At 75.6% G+C, this 16,329-nt stretch carries 6 protein-coding genes; all 6 read left to right on the plus strand.

Going from position 1 to position 16,329, the window contains the following annotated elements; all coding sequences use genetic code 11:
- Positions 1 to 15: 15 nt before the first annotated feature.
- Positions 16 to 960, plus strand: a complete 945-nt coding sequence (locus tag ACFY4B_RS31465; RefSeq protein WP_375877539.1) for a DUF5996 family protein — start codon at positions 16 to 18, stop codon at positions 958 to 960.
- A 197-nt stretch (positions 961 to 1,157) separates the two neighbouring features.
- Entirely contained in the window at positions 1,158 to 1,964 is an 807-nt protein-coding gene (locus tag ACFY4B_RS31470) for a siderophore-interacting protein (protein ID WP_387973799.1), read from the plus strand.
- A gap of 174 nt (positions 1,965 to 2,138) precedes the next feature.
- On the plus strand, positions 2,139 to 4,055 hold the full coding sequence (locus ACFY4B_RS31475) for a glycoside hydrolase family 5 protein (protein WP_387973702.1): 1,917 nt from the start codon (positions 2,139 to 2,141) through the stop codon (positions 4,053 to 4,055).
- A gap of 495 nt (positions 4,056 to 4,550) precedes the next feature.
- Positions 4,551 to 7,598: an amino acid adenylation domain-containing protein gene (locus ACFY4B_RS31480; RefSeq protein WP_387973705.1), complete on the plus strand. Its 3,048-nt coding sequence runs from the start codon at positions 4,551 to 4,553 to the stop codon at positions 7,596 to 7,598.
- A 55-nt stretch (positions 7,599 to 7,653) separates the two neighbouring features.
- On the plus strand, positions 7,654 to 13,185 hold the full coding sequence (locus ACFY4B_RS31485; protein WP_387973707.1) for an amino acid adenylation domain-containing protein: 5,532 nt from the start codon (positions 7,654 to 7,656) through the stop codon (positions 13,183 to 13,185).
- Positions 13,182 to 16,316: an amino acid adenylation domain-containing protein gene (locus tag ACFY4B_RS31490; protein ID WP_387973710.1), complete on the plus strand. Its 3,135-nt coding sequence runs from the start codon at positions 13,182 to 13,184 to the stop codon at positions 16,314 to 16,316. Before ACFY4B_RS31485 ends, ACFY4B_RS31490 begins: the two co-directional genes overlap by 4 nt.
- The last annotated feature ends 13 nt before the right edge of the window (positions 16,317 to 16,329 follow it).

The following is a 16,329-nucleotide window of genomic DNA, read 5'->3' on the forward strand; positions in this document are numbered from 1 at the left end:
CCTAGCGTGGCCCCCATGGAGCTGTTCCCCCCGATCCCGCTGGCCCAGTGGCAGGACTCCAAGGCGACGGTCCACCGCTTCGCCCAGGTCGTCGGCAAGATCCGCCTGGCGTGCAGCGTGCGGCGCAACCACTGGTGGAACGTCCCCTACCACCTCACCGGGCGCGGCATCACCACCCGCCCGATGGCGGTGCTGGACGGGGGCGGGACCTTCTGCGTCGACTTCGACTTCGTCGACCACCGGCTGGTGGTCTCCTCCTCGGACGGCCGCACGGCCTCGTTCCCGCTCACCGGGCAGTCCGTGGCGTCGTTCTACCGCCGTACGCTCGACTCCCTCGCGGCGGTCGGCGTGCCGGTCACGGTCTCGCACCCGTTCCCGTTCGACCTGCCCGACGCCGGCCGGCCGTTCACCGAGGACACCGAGCACGCCGCCTACGACCCGTTCTGGGTCAACCGCTACTGGCAGGTGCTGAGCCAGGTCAACCTGCTCCTGGAGGAGTTCGCCGCCGGCTTCTGCGGGAAGATCAGCCCGGTGCACCACTTCTGGCACACCTTCGACATCGCCGTCACCCGGTTCTCCGGGCGGGTGATCGAACAGCCGCGGACCGTCGACCCGGTGACCCGCGAGGCCTACTCCCGCGAGGTCGTGAGCTCCGGTTTCTGGTTCGGCGACGACTCCTTCCCGAACCCGGCCTTCTACTCCTACGCGGCCCCCGAGCCCGCCGGCCTGGCCGACAGCCCGCTCCGGCCCGGTGCCGCCCGCTGGGTCGAGCGCAGCGGCAGCCACCTGGCGGTCCTGCCGTACGACGAGGTCCGCGGCCGGGAGGACGCGCGTGCCGTGGTGCTGGACTTCTACGAGTCCGTCTACGAGCCCGCGGCCCGCCTGGCCGGCTGGGACGTCCGGGGCGAGGCCTCGCCCGGCGGCATCACCGACCCGGTGGCGGCCGGGAGCGGCGACTGACGGGAGCGGCGACTGACGGCGGACCAGGGCGGTGAGCCAGGGCGGCTGTCCACGACGCGGAGTTTAGGTTAGCCTCACCTAAGCTGCGGTGCGCGTCGAGGACGTACGGACCGGCACGGCCGCGGCGTCCGCCCGTTCGCTGGAAGGAGCCCGCCCTGTCCACCGTCACCGCTCCCGCCCGTTTCGCGCTCTTCCCCCTGCGCGTCGCCCGCACCGCCACGCTCACCCCGCACCTGGTCCGCGTCACGCTCACCGGTGAGAGCCTCGCCGGGTTCGTCAACGGCGGCCTCGACCAGCGGATCAAGCTGCTGCTGCCGCTCCCCGGACAGTCCGAGCCGCTGATCCCGCCCGGCGACGGCGACTTCGGCTGGTACCAGAGCTGGCGGGAGGCCGACCCGCGGGTGCGCCCGGTGCTGCGCACCTACACCGTCCGCGGCCAGCGCCGCGACCCCGACGAGATCGACATCGACATCGCCGTGCACGGGGACCTCGGCCCGGGCTCCCGGTGGGCCGCCACGGCCGCGCCCGGCGACCGGGTGGTGGTCTGCGGACCGGCCGTCGAGGAGGCGGGCGGCGTGGAGTTCCGGCTGCCCGCCGATCCCGGCTGGGTCCTGCTGGCCGGGGACGAGTCGGCGCTGCCCGCCATCGCCGCCATCCTGGAGGAATTGCCCGCGCACCTGCCGGTCCGGGTCTTCGCCGAGGTGGACGGGCCGGCCGAGGAGGCCTACCTCCCGGCCCAGCGCGCCGGGGTCGAGACCGTCTGGCTTCACCGCCGCTCCGGCGCGTCGGGCCTCACCGGGGCGGTGCGCGCCGCCGACCTGCCGGCCGGGCGGCCGTACGCCTGGATCGCGGGTGAGGCGGCCTCGGTGCGCGAGCTGCGCCGCCACCTGGTTGGCGAGCGGGGGATGGACCGGCGCGCGGTCTGCTTCATGGGCTACTGGCGGGCCGGGCGCACCGAGGACCAGCGAGCCGAGGACGGCCCGGGGGAGGACGGCGAGGACTGAGGTCGGGGCCGCCGGGGCCGCCCGGGAGAGGACGCCGAGGACCGAGGCCGGGGCCGCTGGGGAAGCGCCGCCGTACGCACCCTCCCGGAACATGAGGTTCCGTCATATTGTCGTTCTCGCCGACGGCGCGCCCGAGCGCCGGGTGACGGCCCGAGCCACCTCACCACAGCGGGGATGACGATGAAGAGTCTCGCGGCGCGCCTGCTCGCCCTGGTCGCGGCCCTGCCGGTGCTCGCCGTACTGGCGGCGGGCCCCGGCATCGCGGCGCCGGACGGCGGAGCCGGGGCCCGGCTCGCCGCGTCCTGGACCGGCCCGCTGAGCACCCGGGGGCGCTACATCGTCGACGCCGACGGCGACCGCTTCAAGCTGAAGGCCGCCAACTGGGCCGGAGCCCAGGGCACTTGGCAGGGCAGCGGGAGTGCCGACGACCCGGCGAACAACCAGGCCGGCCAGGTGTCGCACAACCTCCCGCTGGGCCTGGACCGGGTGCCGGTGGCCCGGCTGCTGGCCGACTTCCACGGGCTGGGCCTCAACAGCGTCCGGCTGCCGTTCGCCAACGCGATGATCCACGACACCGCCCCCGTGCCGGACTCCGCCGTCGCCGCCAACCCGCAGCTGCGCGGCCGGACCCCGCTCCAGGTGTTCGACGCCGTGGTGGCCGCGCTGACCGCCGACGGCTTCGCGGTGATCCTCAACAACCACACCACCAGCTACCGCTTCTGCTGCGGCCTGGACGGCAACGAGCGCTGGAACAGCGGCCAGTCCACCGCGCAGTGGGAGGACGACTGGCTGTTCATGGTGAACCGCTACAAGGCCGACAAGCGGGTGGTCGGCGTCGACCTGCGCAACGAGGTCCGCCGGGACACCTGGGACGACCCCAACTGGGGCCTCGGCGACGCCCACGACGAGTACGCCGCCTTCGAGGAGGCCGGCAACCGCGTCCTGCGGGCCGACCCGGACCTGCTGGTCGTCATGGAGGGCATCAACTGGTACGGCATCCCCGCCGCGGGGTTCAGCCACGGCCGCCCGATGCTCACCCCGGTGCGCAACCTCTCCCACACCCTGATCGACTCCGGCAAGCTGGTCTACGCCGCGCACTTCTACGGCTACACCGGCCCGGCCAACACCGGCGCCGGCAGTGGCCCGGGATCCACCAGCGACCCGCGCTACCAGGACTTCACCCCCGAGCAGCTCGCCCAGGTGGTGGACGACCAGGCCCTGTTCGTCACCCGGGCCGGGCAGCACTTCACCGCCCCGGTGTGGATCAGCGAGTTCGGCGCGGGCGGCCGGGGCTCGACCGACGCCAAGGAGCAGGCCTGGCTGCACGCGTTCACCGACATCCTGGTGCGCGGCGACACCGACTTCGCCGTCTGGCCGCTGGTCGGCTGGGCCGACGCCGCCGGGCGGCCGCAGGACAGCTGGGCGCTGCTCTCCTACGGCCCGGACGGCACCCGGACCGGCCTCACCGACCCCGGCGACTGGCGGGCCGCCGACTGGACCCGGCTGGTCGGCGCGCCGGCCGCGAGCGGCCCGGTGCCCGCCGTCGACCACTGGAGCATGCTCGCCCTCGACCACGCCGACCAGGTCCTCTCCCGGCGGATGCTGGCCCGCCCGGACTGGAGCCCCGGCAACCGCAAGGGCGACTGCCCGGACGGCCTGCGGCTGACCGCCCTCGCCCGCGGCGACAGCCGGGCCCTGTGCACCGACGCGGGCGAGCCGGCCGTGGGCGGCGGCGACTGGACCACCGTCACCGACGGGCGCTACGTCACCGCGGGGGACTGGGCGTCCGGCTACGACAAGCTCCAGTGCCCCGACCGCAGCTTCGCGGTCGGCTACAGCGTGCGCGCCAACGCCGTGGCCGCCCTGCTCTGCGCCCCGGCGGCCGGCCCGCTGCCGCTGACCGGCCGCACGGTCTGGTTCGACCGGGGCGACAACCGGCCCGCCACCGGCGGCTCGGTGGCGAGCGACTGGGCGCCGGGCCGCTACAAGGGCCAGTGCGCGGACGGCGAGTACCTGGCCGGCGTCGCGTCCACCTGGCAGCGCCTCCAGTACGGGGCCCCGGCCGCGCTGCTCTGCCGCCCGCTCGGCTGATCCGGCGGCGCCCCGGGGCCGAATCGGCGGGGCCCGGGGCTGATCCGGCGGTGGCTGCTGTGCCGCTCCGGCGGCGGGCGCTCAGCTGATGCGGCGAGGGCCCGGACCCGATTCGGCGACGGCTCCGGGGGTCCGGGGGCCGACGGCGGGAGCGGCCGCCCGTTGAGACGATGACGAACGATCAGAAGCCCGCCCCCGTGGTCGCATTCCCGCAGGTTGGACGCGTTCATGACGTCTTTCCTACGGGTCGGAACGACCCTTGACGGCGCAGGGCTTCTCTGCCAACCTCTCGGCAGGTCTGGACCATGATCGGCCTCTTCGACGGGGAGAGGACCGACGGCGCTCCGGCGGTGCGCAGGGGGGATCTGCGGGCCGGGCAGGTCTAGGCCGGGGGGCGGCCCGTCGGCCGCGTCGCCAGAGCATCCGCGGCGTCGGCCACGTCGGCGCCCGGCCACGGGGAACGCACCATTCACCGACTGCCGAATCGAGCCGCACATGCCACACTCCCTCCCCCCGCACGCCTCGCCCTTCCAGCGGGGCATCTGGGTCACCGAGCGCCTCGGCGGCCACCACGGGGTGTTCCACATGCCCGTCCTGCTCTCCTTCGACCGGGTCGACGCCGACGCCCTCGCCCGTGCCGTCTCGACGGTGACGGCACGGCACCCCGTCCTGTCCCAGGTGTTCGTGGAGCGCGGCGGGAGCCTCGTCGCGGAGCCCGGCACCGCCCCGGTCCTCGACGTGGTCGACGCCTCCGAGGACTGCGCGCAGAGCCGGGAGAAGCGGCTGGCCGAGGACGCGGCACGCCCGTTGGACCTCCAGGCGGGCCCGTTGGCGCGGTTCACCCTCTACCGCGGCCGCGGTGAGGCGGCGGAGCTGCTCGCCGTCGTGCACCACGCGGTCTTCGACGGGGAGTCGAAGGACGTCCTGGTGGCGGACCTCGCGGCGGCCTACGCGCAGGCCCTGGGCGGGCCCGCCCCGGCCGCCGACCGGAGCCCGTCCACGCCCCCGGCCCCGCTCGACCCCGACCTCGTCCGCCGGGCGGCGGACCGGTACGGCCCGCGGTGGGCCGCGGCGACCGAGCCCGTCCTCCCGGGGCTGCCGCACGCCGTCACCGCCCCGGCCTCCGGAGCCTGCGACACGTGGCGGACGGACGCGCGCGGCCGGGCCGCCGTGGCCGAGGCCGCGGAGCGCTGCGGCGTCACCGTCTTCGAGTTCCTGCTCGCCGCACTGCACGCACTGCTGCTGCGCTACGGCGGCGAGGCCGTCCCGGTCTCCGTGCCGCTGTCCGTCCGGACGCCCGAACAGGCCGGGGAGATCGGGCTGTTCGTCAACGAGCTGCCGGTGCACGCCCCGGCCGGGGTGGGCACCGGGACGTCCTTCGCCGAGTACGCCCGGGCCGTGCGCGCCGAGGCCCGCGGCGGGTACCCGTTCCGCCCCGTGCCCTTCGGCGCGGCCGTCGGCGGCCTCACGCCGCGCGCCGGGCTGGCCCCCGTGTCGTTCGGCTACCGACGCGCCCGCGCCGTGGACCCGGTGTTCCCGGGGAGCACCGTCCGGGTGGACCGCACGGTGTTCAACGGCGCCGCCCGCAACACCCTGCACCTCCAGGCGGTCGACACCGCCGACGGGCTCGCGTTCTCGCTCCAGTACGCCCCGGCGGTCCTGTCGCCGGACGCCGCGGACCGCGTCGCCGGGCACTACACGGCGCTGCTGGAGGCCGCGACGGCCACGCCCGAGGCGCCGCTGAGCGCCCTGCCGGTGCTGGGCGCGGAGGAGCGGTACCTGGTGACGGACGGGTGGAACGCCACCGCCCGCTCCTACCCGCGCGAGCGCACCGTGCTGGACCTGGTGCGGGAGCGGGCCGCCGAGACGCCGGACGCCCCCGCCGTCAGCGCGGGCGCCGCGAGGCTGACCTACCGGGCGCTGGTGGCGCGGACCGAGGAACTGGCCGCCGTCCTGCGCGGGGCTGGGGTCGGCCGGGGCGACGTCGTCGCCCTGCACCTGGAGCGCTCCGCCGACCTGCCCGCCGTCCTGCTCGCGGTGCACGCCGCCGGGGCCGCCTACCTGCCGCTCGACCCCGGGCACCCCGCCGAGCGGCTCGCCTTCGTGCTCGCCGACTCCGGCGCTGCCCTGCTGGTCGCCGACCGGGAGCCCGCCCCCGACGTGGTGGCGGCGGCACCGGCCGTCCTCCGGCTCGGGAGCGTCCGCGCCGAGCCGGGGTCCGCGGCGGCGCCGACCCCGCCCGGCGACCTCGCCTACGTGCTGTACACCTCCGGCTCGACCGGGCGGCCCAAGGGGGTGGAGATCGGGCACCGGGCGCTGGTGAACCTGCTGACCTCCTTCGCCGAACGGCTGGGCTCGGGGCCCGGGGACGTCTGGCTCGGCCTGACCTCGCTCTCCTTCGACATATCCGGGCTGGAGATCCTGTTGCCACTGGTCACCGGCGGCCGGCTGGTCCTCGCACCGGAGGGCGCCGCCCTGGACGCGCCCGGCACGGTCGGGCTGGTCCGGCGCGAAGGCGTGACCCACCTCCAGGCGACCCCCGCGGGCTGGCGCGTGCTGCTCAGCGCCGGGCCGCTGCCGGCCGGGCTGACCGGGATCGTCGGCGGGGAGGCCCTGCCGCTGCCGCTGGCCCGCGAACTCCGCGGCTCCCTCGGGCGGTTGATCAACGGGTACGGCCCGACCGAGGCGACGATCTACGCGACCTGCGCCGACGTCCCGGCCGGACCGGAGGCCGTGGTGATCGGCGGGCCGGTCGCCAACACCCGGGCGTACGTCCTGGACGCGGACGGCGGGCCGCTGCCGATCGGGATCCCCGGCGAGCTCCACCTGGGCGGCGACGGCGTCGCGGACGGCTACCGGGGCCGCCCCGAACTGACGGCGGAACGTTTCGTCGAGGACCCGTTCGCCGGAACCGGCGGCCGGATGTACCGCACCGGTGACCTCGCGGCGTGGACGCCGGACGGCGAACTGGAGTTCCACGGCCGGATCGACGACCAGGTGAAGATCCGCGGCCACCGGATCGAACTGGGCGAGATCGAGGCCGCGCTGCTCGACCACCGGGCGGTCGCCGCGGCCGCCGTCGCCGTCTGCGGGCAGGCCGAGGGGGACCCCGCGCTCGTCGGCTACCGGGTGGCCGCACCCGGCGGCGAACCGCCGTCCGACGCGGACCTGCGGGACCACCTGCTGCGCACCCTCCCCGCGGTCATGGTGCCCCGGCAGTTCGTGGCCCTCGACCGCCTGCCGCTCACGGCGAGCGGCAAGCTCGACCGGCGCGCCCTGCCCGCGCCGCCGCGCACCGCCGCGGCCGGTCCGGTGGAGGCCGACGAGGTCACGGCGGGCGTCCTGGCGATCTGGGAGGAGGTCCTGGGCGCTTCCGGCATCGGCCCGGAGGACGACCTCTTCGACCTCGGCGGACACTCGCTGACGATCATCCAGATCACCGCCAGGATCCGCGCCGCGTTCGGGGTCGAACTCGACTTCGACCTGTTCTTCGACGCCTCCACCCCGGCCGCCCTGGCCGCCGTCGTGCGAGAGCGGCGTTGACCGCCGCCGACCGCCCTTCCGCGACCGCCCCGCTCCACGCCCGAATGGACTGCCGATGACCGACACCCGGGACCTGCCCGCAGACTGGTCCGCCGCCAAACGATCCCTCCTCGCCCAGCGTCTGCGGGGCGCCGCGGCCCCGGTGCGGGTGGTCGAGCCCCGCCCGGCGGACAGCGCGCCGCCACTGTCCAGCGGACAGGAACGGCTCTGGTTCATGGACCAGTTCACGCCCGGCGCGACCGCGTACACGCTCGCCCCGGCCCGGCGGCTGCGCGGGCCGCTGGACCGCCCGGCGCTGGACGCCGCCCTGGCCGCCCTGGTGGAGCGCCACGAGGGGCTGCGGATGACCTTCCCGGTCACGGAGGACGGCAGGGCCGAGGTCCTGGTCGCCGAACCGGGCCCGTTCCCCGCCGAGTTCGTGGACGCCTCCCACGACCCCGACCCGGGACGAAGAGCCGCGGACGAGATCGGCGCGCTCACCGCCAGACCCTTCGACCTCGCGAGCGGCCCCCTGCTGCGGGCCCTGCTGGTCAGGCTCGCCGACGAGGACCACGTCCTCGCCCTGGTCATGCACCACATCGTCGGCGACGGCTGGTCGATCGACATCCTCAACCGCGAACTGGACGCGCTCTACGCCCGGTACGCCCACGGCACCGACGCCGGACTCCCGCCGCTCCCGGTGCAGTTCGGGGACTACGCGCGCTGGCAGCGCGACCGGCTGGACAGCGGCGCCCTGGCCGACTCCCGCGCCTACTGGCGCACCGAACTCGCCGACGTCCCCGCCCTGGAGCTGCCCGCCGACCGCCCCCGGCCGCCGCTGCTCGGCTACGACGGCGCGGCCGTCGAACTGCACTGGAGTCCGGAGCTCGTGCACGCCCTCGCGGAGTGCGCCCGCGCCCGTGGGGCGTCGACGTACATGGTGCTGATGGCCGGGCTCCAGGCGCTGCTCGGCCGGCACGCCGGACAGCGGGACTTCGCGGTCGGCTCGGCCGTGGCCGGCCGGCTCCACCGCGAACTGGAGGGCGTGGTCGGCGCGTTCGTCAACATGCTGCCGATCCGGGCGCGACTGGAGGAGGGGCTCACCTTCGGGCAGCTCGTCGGCCGGGTGCGGGAGACGACGCTGAACGCCTACACCCACCAGGAGGTGCCGTTCGAGCAGATGGTCGCGGACCTGGACATCGAGCGGGACGTCAGCCGCTCGGCGGTGTTCCAGGTGACCTTCGCCTTCCAGAACTACGGCGACCGCGCGGCCTCCGCCGCACCCGCCGCCACCGCGGAGGGATTCGGGCACGCGGCCACCACCAGCCACGCCGACCTCGCGTTCTACCTCCGGGAGAAGAAGGACGGCGGGCTCTTCGGCCTGATCACCTACCGCACCGACCTCTTCGACGCCGACACCGTGCGCCGGCTCACCGAGCGCTTCGAGGTCCTGCTCACCGCGGCCGCGGCCGATCCGGACCGGCCCGTCGAGGACCTGCCGCTGCTGACCGCGACCGAGCGCGCCGACGTGCTCGACCACTGGGCGGCCGGCCCGGACCTCCCCGACGGCGGGCCCCGGACGCTGACCGCGCTGCTCGCCGCCGCGGCCCGGCAGGCGGGCGACCGCCCGGCCCTGGTCTTCGAGGACGCCACCGTCACCCACCGCGAACTCGACACCAGGGCGACGGCCCTGGCCCGGCGGCTGCGGGCGCTGGGCGTCCGGCCGGACGACCGGGTGGCGGTGTGCCTGGAGCAGTCGCCGGACCTGGCGGTCGCGCTGGTCGCCGTCCTGAAGGCCGGCGGCTGCTACCTGCCACTGGACCCGGAGCAGCCGCCCGCCCGGCTGTCCCACCTGGTGGCGGACGCCGACGCGCGCGTCCTGGTGACGGACTCGGCGCTGCGGGAACGCTTCCCCGCGTACGAGGGCGCGGAGCTGCTCGTGGACCGCGCCGCACCGGCGCCGGACGACGCCCCGGACGACGCCCCGCTCCCGGAGGCCTCCGGCCCCGACCACCTCGCGTACGTCATCTACACCTCCGGATCCACCGGGCAGCCCAAGGGCGTCGCGGTGCAGCACCGCGAGATCCTCAACTACCTGGCCGGCGTGCGGGACCGGCTGCGGATCGAGCCCGGCGCCCGCTACGGCCTGCTGCAGTCCCTGTCCTTCGACTTCAGCATCACGATGCTCTACCTGGCGCTGACCACCGGCGGCCAGGTCCACCTGCTGCCCCGCCGCATCGCCGGCGCCGAACTCGCCGGGCACATCGAGGCGTCGCGGCTCGACTACCTCAAGATGACGCCCTCCCACCTGGCCGCGCTGTCCGCCGACGCCCCGCTCGAGCGCCTGCTGCCGCACCGGGCCCTGGTGCTCGGCGGCGAGGCCTCGTCCCGGGCCTGGGCCGCCGACCTGGCCGGCCTCGGCCGGTGCGCGGTGTTCAACCACTACGGCCCCACCGAGGCGACGGTCGGCGTCACCGTCCACGAGGTCCACCCGGAGGACCACGGCCCGGGGAACACGCCGATCGGCACCCCGCTCGCGGGCGCTCGCTGCTACGTACTGGACGCCGCCCGGCGGCCGGTACCGCCCGGCGTGACCGGGGAGCTCCACCTCGGGGGGCACCGGCTCGCCCGCGGCTACCTGGGCCGCCCCGACCTGACCGCGGAACGCTTCCTCGACGACCCGTTCACCGCGACCGGCGGCCGGATGTACCGCACCGGCGACCTGGCCCGCTGGCGGACGGACGGCACGCTGGAATACCTCGGACGCGCCGACGACCAGATCAAGGTCCGCGGCTACCGGGTCGAGCCCGGCGAGATCGAGGCCGCCCTCACCGCGCTGCCCGGCGTCACCCAGGCCTTCGTGACCGTCCGCGGCGAGGGGATCAGGCAGAACCTCGTCGCCTACCTCGAACGCCCGGGCGGCGGAACCGCCCCCGCCCCCGCCGAACTGCGCGCGGAGCTCGGCGCCGTCCTGCCGGACTACATGGTCCCCGCCCGGTTCGTCGTCCTCGACCGGCTGCCGCTGCTGGCCCACGGCAAGGTCGACCGCAAGGCCCTGCCCGAACCCGAGGACGCCGCCCCGGCCGCCGGCCGGGTGGAGCCCGAGGGCGAGACCGAGACGCTGATCGCCGCGATCTGGGCCGAGGTGCTCGACGTCGCGACGGTCGGCGCCCTGGACGACTTCTTCGAGATCGGCGGGCACTCGCTGCTCGCCACCCAGGTCGTCGCCCGGCTGCGCCGCGCCTTCCCCGACCTGCCGACACCCGTCGGCGTGATGGACCTCTTCCGCTTCCCGACCGTCCGCCAACTCGCCGCGCTCGTCGCCGACCCGGCCGCCGACCGGGGGCCGCGGGGCCTGCTGCACCGCCTCACCCCCGAGCGGCGCCGCACCACCGGAAGCGTCGTCTGCACGCCCTACGGCGGCGGCAGCGCCCTCATCTACAAACCGCTCGCCGACGCCCTGCCCGAGGACTGGGCACTGCACTCCGTCGCCGTCCCCGGACACGAACTCGGCGAGGAGCCGATGGACGTCGACGAGGTCGCCGACCGCTGCGCCCGCGAGATCCTCGAGAACGTCGAGGGCCGGATCGTGCTGTACGGGCACTGCGGGGTCGGCATGCGCCTCGCCGTCGAGATCGCCCGGCGGGTCGAGGCCGCCGGCCGCGACATCGACGCCGTCCACCTCGGCGGCATCTTCCCCTTCGCCCGGCCCAAGGGCCGCGGCGCGGCGGTCGGGGAGCGCTGGGCCGAACTCCTCGACCGGCTGCGCAGCGACCAGGACATGATCAACGGGCTGGCCGCCGCCGGCCTGGACACCGACGAACTGGACCCGGAGCAGCTGCGGCTCATCGTCCGCAACCGCCGTACCGGCACCAAGGACGTCGAACGGTACTTCACCCGGATGTTCGCGACCGAGGGCGGCCGGATCAAGGCCCCGGTGATCGCGGTCTGCGGCGACCGCGACCCGGCCACCGAGTTCTACCAGGAGCGCTTCCGCGAGTGGCACCGGATCGCCGACACCACCGCGGTCGTCGTCCTCGACGAGGCCGGCCACTTCTACCTCAAGTACCGGGCCGCCGAACTCGCTGCCGTCGTCACCGGCGTCCACCGGTCGATCGCCGCGGGGGAGGAGGACCGACACCGCCGCACGGACAGCGCGACCTGGTGGCTGGCCGGGCTCTCCCGGGACGCCGAACGACCGGCCGCGGACGGGGGCCCGGCATCCGTCCGCCCCACCATGCGCCGCTTCCTCACCGTCGCCTCCGGGCAGCAGGTGTCGATGATCGGATCGGCGCTCACCGAGTTCGCCCTCCCGGTCTGGATCTACCTGCGCACCGGCTCCCTGGCCCAGTTCGGACTGCTGGCCGCCTGCGGCCTGGTGCCCGGCATCCTCGCCGCCCCGCTCGCCGGCGCGGTCGTCGACCGGGGGGACCGGCGCCGGACCATGCTCCTCGGTGACCTCGCCGCCGGACTCACCCAGGCCCTCCTGCTCCTGCTGTACGCCACCGGCGGCCTCCAGGTCTGGCACGCCTACGCGCTCATCGCCGTGCTGTCCGCCGCCCTCTCCTTCCAACGGCTCGCCTGGAACGCGGCGGTGCCGCAGCTCGTCCCCAAGCGCTACCTCGGCCGCGCCAACGGCGTGGTCCAGATGGCCTTCGGCCTCGCCCAGTTCCTCGTCCCGCTGTTCGCCGTCGGGCTGCTCGCCGCGATCGGACTCGGCGGCATCCTCGCCCTCGACGTGGCCGGCTACGCCGTCGCGGTCACCGTCACCCTGGCCGTCCGGTTCCCCGACCTGATGGGCTCCACCCGCCGGGAGAGCATCGCCGCGGAGATCCGCGAAGGCTTCCGCCGGGCCCTGGGCAGCAGGCACTTCCGCGCGATGCTGCTGTACTTCGCCGTCCTGAACGTCTTCCTCTCCCCGCTGTTCCTGCTCACCACCCCGCTCGTGCTCTCCTTCGCCCCGCTCTCGGCGGCCGGCTGGGTGTCGACGGCCGCCGGCCTCGGCGCCGTGCTCGGCGGGATCACGCTGGTGGCCTGGGGCGGACCGCGCCGCCGGAAGCTGCGCGGGGTGCTGCTCGCCACCCTGGTGGTCGCCGCGGCCTGCCTGCTCACCGGGCTGCGCCCGTCGATCTGGACGGTCGCCCTCGGCGCGTTCGGCATGACCTTCGCGCTCGCCCTGCTCAACGGCGCCTACGCGACCATCGTGCAGACCAAGGTGCCGCTGCGCTTCCACGGCCGGGTGATCGCCGTGAACACCATGGTCGCCTGGTCGACCCTGCCGGTCGGCTTCGCCGTGGTCGCCCCGTTCGGCCCCGGACTCCTCCAGCCGCTGATGGACCACGACGGCGCCCTCGCCGGCAGCGTCGGGCGGCTCATCGGCACCGGCGACGGCCGCGGCATCGGACTGCTCTACCTGCTGTTCGGCCTCGCCATGGCGGCCCTCGCGCTGGTCTGCCTGGCCGTGCCCGTGCTGCGCCACTTCGACCGGGACGTCCCCGACGCCGAGCCCGACGACCTGGTCGGCCTCCAGACCATCCAGGACCGGGCCGCCGACGCCGCCGCGCCCACCCTCCCGCACCGCTCCGAGACCGAGGTGACCGTCCGGTGACCACCACCGCCACCGCCATCCACCCGCTGACCGCCGAACAGCGCCGGCTCTGGTTCCTCCAGCAGGTCCACCCGGACGACGCCGGCTTCAACATGTACCTCAACCGGCGCTGGACCGGGCCGATCGACCCCCGGGCCCTGCGCACCGCGCTGGACCGGCTGACCGCCCGGCACGAGATCCTGCGCACCCGCTTCGCGCCCGAAGGACCCGACGAGGCGGAGCCCGTCCAACTGGTCCAGCCCCCGGCCGCGACCGACCTGGTCACGATCCGCCTGCCCGAGGGCGCGACCGAGCAGGACTTCACCGACGCCTGCCGCCCGTACGTCAACGCGCCGTTCGACCTCGCCGCCGCGCCGCCGCTGCGCGCGACCCTGATCAGCGCGGGCGAGCGGGAACACGCGGTCAGCGTCGTGGTCCACCACATCGTCGCCGACGGCTGGTCCTTCCGCACGATGTGGCGCGAACTGCTCGCCCTCTACCGCGAGGCGATCGGCGAGGCACCCGCCGAGCTTCCGGAACTCGCCCTGCAGTACGGCGACTTCGCCCGCGCCGAACGCGCCAGGACGGGCGGGGAGGCGGGCGAGGAGGCCTTCCGGTTCTGGGCGGACCGCCTCGCCGGCACCGGAGCGCTGCGCCTCCCGTTCGACCGGCCGAGACCCTCCAGCCCCACCAGACCCGCCGGGTTCGTCACCGTCGACCTCGGCCCCGAGCTGACCGCCGCCCTCGACCGGACGGCCCGGCAGGAGCGGTGCACCCCCTTCATGGTGCTGCTGGCCGGCTACCAGAGCGTGCTCGCGCGCTGGACCGGCTGCCGGGACTTCGTGGTCGGCACCCCGCTGGCGGGCCGTACCGAGGCGGCGCACGAGGCGCTGCTCGGCTACTTCAACCGCACCGCGGTGATCAGGTCGGACCTCACCGGCGAGCCCGGCTTCCGCACCGTGCTGAAGCGGACCAGGTCCGCCGCACTGGCCGCGCTGAGCCGTCCCGACGCCCCGGCCGAGCGGCTCGCCGCCCACCTCGGCCTGCCCGCGGACACCGGAGCCGGACCGCTCTACCAGGCCGTCTTCGTCCACCAGAGCCAGAACGACCTGGCGGTCGGCTCCGGCGAGCCGGCCCTGCCCGAGGGCGTCCGGACGACCGGCATGGACTCCGGCTTCGACCAGGCCAAGACGGACCTGCTGCTCGACAGCTGGCGCACCCCCGACGGCGGGATCACACTCTCCTTCTGCTACGACCGCGAGCTGTTCGACCGGGGGACCGTCGAGGCGCTCGGCGACCGGTGCCGCGAGCTGTACGCGCGGATCGTCGAGGACCCGGAACTCCCCCTGCACGGCGACTGGTTCGTCGGCGCAGAGGAGCGGGCGGCGCTGCTCGCCCTGGGGGCGGGCCCGGCCGCTCCGGCCGCCGCACGGACGGTGCTGGAGCGGTTCGCCGAGCAGGCCGCCGCCCGACCGGACGCGCCGGCCCTCGAGTGCGACGGACGGACGCTGTCCTACGCCGAACTCGACCGGCGGTCCACCGAACTGGCCCGCCGGCTCGGCCCGGTGGCCGGCCAGGTGGTCGCGGTGTCGATGGCGCCCTCCTTCGACCTGGTGGTGGCCCTGACGGCGGTCTGGAAGGCCGGTGCCGCCTACCTCCCGCTCGACCCGGCCCACCCCGAGGAGCGCCGCGCCCTGATGGTCCGGGAGGCCGACGCCGTCCTCACCCTCACCGGCACGGACCTGCCGGGGGCGGGGACCGCCGACCTCGCCCCGCCCGACCCGCGGGCCCTCGCCTACGTCCTCTACACCTCCGGGTCCACCGGGGCGCCGAAGGCCGTCGCGGTCGACCACCCGGCGGTCTCCGCCCGGGTCGACTGGATGGCGGGCCCGGACGGCTACGCGCTGGGCCCCGACGACCGGATCGTCCAGTTCGCCTCCCTCGGCTTCGACACCCACGTGGAGGAGCTCTGGCCGGCCCTCGCGGCCGGGGCGTGCGTGGTGCTCCTGCCCGGCGGCGGCCGGACCCTGCCCGACCTGCTGGCCGGTCCGGCCGGCCGGACCGTCACCGTGCTCGACCTGCCGACCGCGTACTGGGAGGAACTCGTCGGCCTGGACGACGGGACCAGCTGGCCGGACGCGCTGCGCCTGGTCGTCATCGGCGGTTCCGAGGCGCGCGCCGGTACGGTCGCCCGCTGGCGCCGGCGGCACGGGGACGCGGTCCGGCTCGTCAACACCTACGGCCCCACCGAGGCCACCGTGATCGTCACCGCGGCCGAGCTGACGGCCGCCGACACCGACCGCCGGCCCTCGCTGGGCCGCCCGCTGCCCGGCGTCAGGCTCCACGTGCTGGACGAGCACGGCGGACTGCTGCCCCGGGGCTCCGAGGGCGAGCTGTACATCGGCGGCAGCGGCCTGGCCCGGGGCTACCTGGGCCGTCCCGACCTGACCGCGACGGCCTTCGTGCCCGACCCCTTCGCCGGCGGCGTGATGTACCGCACCGGAGACCGGGCCCGGTGGCGGGCGGACGGCCGGCTGGAGTTCCTGGGGCGCGGCGACGCGCAGCTGAAGCTCCGCGGCTACCGGATCGAGCCCGCCGAGATCGAGTCCGCGCTGACCGCGCACCCGGGCGTCGCGCAGGCCGCCGTGCTGGTCCGCGACGGCCGTCGGCTGCTGGCGTACGCCGTCCCGCGCCCGGGGGCCGAGCCCGGAGCGGCCGAGCTGCGCGAGCACCTCGCCGTACGGCTTCCCGCCTACATGGTCCCGGACGCCGTCGTCACCCTGGCCCGGCTGCCGCTGACCCCGAACGGCAAGCCCGACCTCGCGGCCCTGCCCGACCCCGGGCCGGCCGCCGGGTCGGGCTACGTCGCGCCGCGCACCGACGCCGAGCAGCTGGTCACCGAGCTGTGGCAGGAGGTCCTCGGCGTGCCGCGGGTCGGGGTGTTCGACGACTTCCTCGCGCTCGGCGGGGACTCGCTCCTGGTCACCCGGGTCGCCGCGCGGATCCGGGCCGGGATCGGACTCGACATCCCCATCCGCGAGGTGTTCGAGAGCAGCACACCGGCCGCCCTCGCGGCCCGGATCGAGGCGCTGCTGATCGCCGAGATCGACGCGCTCAGCGAGGAGGAGGCGGCCGGGCGCCTCTCCGGCTGAGCGGGCGGCCGAA

Origin of the sequence: Kitasatospora sp. NPDC001261 (genome assembly GCF_042896795.1) — a bacterium.
Lineage (GTDB): Bacteria > Actinomycetota > Actinomycetes > Streptomycetales > Streptomycetaceae > Kitasatospora.

Bases quoted from the DNA above. Each gene is read 5' to 3' on its own strand.
- ACFY4B_RS31485 (WP_387973707.1), top strand. From the start codon at position 7,654: ATGACCGACACCCGGGACCTGCCCGCAGACTGGTCCGCCGCCAAACGA.
- ACFY4B_RS31475 (WP_387973702.1), top strand. From the start codon at position 2,139: ATGACGATGAAGAGTCTCGCGGCGCGCCTGCTCGCCCTGGTCGCGGCC.
- ACFY4B_RS31480 (WP_387973705.1), top strand. From the start codon at position 4,551: ATGCCACACTCCCTCCCCCCGCACGCCTCGCCCTTCCAGCGGGGCATC.
- ACFY4B_RS31465 (WP_375877539.1), top strand. From the start codon at position 16: ATGGAGCTGTTCCCCCCGATCCCGCTGGCCCAGTGGCAGGACTCCAAG.